Raw genomic sequence first — 2,010 nt, forward strand, 5'->3', positions numbered from 1 at the left:
TGGAGCCGATGACGGGAATCGAACCCGCGTATTCAGCTTGGGAAGCTGATGTTCTGCCATTGAACTACATCGGCGCGGTTGCTTGGGAAGGCTAGCACTCGTCGTTGCATCGTTCACCAACATCGCGAGCGGATACGCTCGTCGCGTGCTGCTCTCCGATCGTGACCTCAGGGCCGAAATCGCCGCCGGCCGGTTGGGCATTGACCCGTTCGACGACGCCTTGGTTCAGCCGTCCAGTGTGGACGTCCGCCTCGACAGTTTGTTCCGGGTGTTCAACAACACCCGCTACACCCACATCGATCCCGCCAAGCAACAAGACGAGTTGACCAGTCTGGTGGAGCCGGTCAACGGCGAACCGTTCGTGCTGCACCCCGGCGAGTTCGTGCTCGGCTCGACGCTGGAACTGTGCACGCTGCCCGAAGATTTGGCGGGCCGGCTGGAGGGCAAATCGTCGCTGGGGCGCCTGGGGTTGCTCACCCACTCGACCGCCGGCTTCATCGATCCCGGCTTCAGCGGTCACATCACACTGGAGCTCTCCAACGTCGCCAACTTGCCCATCACGCTCTGGCCGGGGATGAAGATCGGTCAGCTGTGCATCCTGCGGTTGACCAGCCCGGCCGAGCATCCTTACGGCAGCGCGCGGGCAGGGTCGAAGTATCAGGGCCAACGCGGACCGACACCGTCGCGCTCGTACCAAAATTTCATAAGGTCCACTTAGCTTCGGCTGTAACGCAGCACAGCCTCGACGGCGATCATCCATTCATAACGCCAGCGCGGTGTTCACCTCCGTCCAGAACAGTGACGCGCCAGCGAAAGATCTGGAGGAGCGCGGTGGACATCGTTCTCGGGGTGTCGATGGCCCCCACAGTCGTCCACGCGGTGGTCGTGGAAGGTGTAAACGCCGACGGCGTCACGGTCGAAGAAGACAATTTCGTCGTCGTCGGCGACGAAGCCGCAGCAACCGTGAGCGCCGCCGATCAGGTGGTTTCGGCAATCTTGGGCACTCGGGAGGGTGCTACTCAAGCCGGCCATGCGCTGACATCGACCGGTGTGACCTGGACCGACCCCGTGGATGCTGCCGCCCTGCGGGAGGTTCTGGCCGCCCGCAAGGTCGAAAACGTGATGCTGGTCTCGGCCTTCATGGCTGCGGCCGCGCTGGCGCAGATGGTGGGCAGCGCGACCGGCAATGCGCGCACGGCGTTGTTGTTCGTCGAACCCGAGACCGCGACTTTGGCCGTCGTCGACACCGCCGACGGCTCAATCGCCGACGTCCACAAAGAACTGATTTCCAGCGCGGACACTGTCGCAGAACTTGCCGGGATGCTCGCCGGCCTTGACGCGCTGGAAACCCGCCCAGAGCACGTGTTCGTCGTCGGCTCCGGCGTAGACGTCGCCACGATCAAACCCCAGTTGGAGGCGGTGACGCCGCTTCCAGTGAGCGCACCGGAGGAACCAGAGACCGCGTTGGCGTGGGGCGCCGCGCTGGCGTCGGCGAACACGCCGCTGTTTGCGTCCTCGACCGCTGCCCTGGCGTACGCGCAAGATCCCGGCACCGGAACGATCGATCCTTACGCGGTGTCCCCGGGATATCTTGGGGTGCCGGATGTTCCGCCGGGTACCGAACTGGGTGAGGAGGACCTCGCCTACAGCTTCGACCCGGATGAGGACATCGAAGCCGACACGACGGTGCTGGATCTGGTAAGCGACGAGCATCGGGAGCGCCGGCGGCTTCTGCTCATCGGCTCGATATCGGCGGTGGTCGTGGTGGCTGCGGCCTTGGCGCTGGAAGTTTCACTGGCACTGGGTATTCGGCCCAGCGTCGCGTTGCTGCCCAGACCGCTGCAAAACCTCATCCTCCCGGTTGTGCAGGCCCCAATGCCCGCCCCATCCGCGATAAGTGCCCCGGCGCCGCAGGCCAATCACTTGCAGCCACCGGCGGTGGCGCCGCCAGCGGTGGGGCCGCTCCCGGCAGTCGCCCCGCTCCCTGCTCCGCCGCCCGCGGCGCCGGTC

Annotated in this window: 2 protein-coding genes and 1 tRNA gene; 2 read left to right on the forward strand and 1 reads right to left on the reverse strand. The window is 65.2% G+C overall.

Going from position 1 to position 2,010, the window contains the following annotated elements; translation table 11 throughout:
• Positions 1-74: transfer RNA gene (locus WBF82_RS17200), tRNA-Gly, on the reverse strand.
• Between the two features lie 71 nt (positions 75-145).
• On the opposite strand from WBF82_RS17200, the gene dcd reads away from it, so the two are divergent.
• Positions 146-718 carry a dCTP deaminase gene (dcd, locus tag WBF82_RS17205; protein WP_424384173.1) on the forward strand — a complete coding sequence of 191 codons (573 nt, stop codon included), beginning with the start codon at positions 146-148 and terminating at the stop codon, positions 716-718.
• A 113-nt stretch (positions 719-831) separates the two neighbouring features.
• Positions 832-2,010, forward strand: a 1,179-nt coding sequence (locus WBF82_RS17210) for a DUF7159 family protein (protein ID WP_424384174.1), incomplete at its 3' end; no start/stop codon positions are given.

Source organism: Mycobacterium sp. (genome assembly GCF_049673265.1).
In the GTDB taxonomy this organism is placed as follows: Bacteria; Actinomycetota; Actinomycetes; order Mycobacteriales; family Mycobacteriaceae; genus Mycobacterium.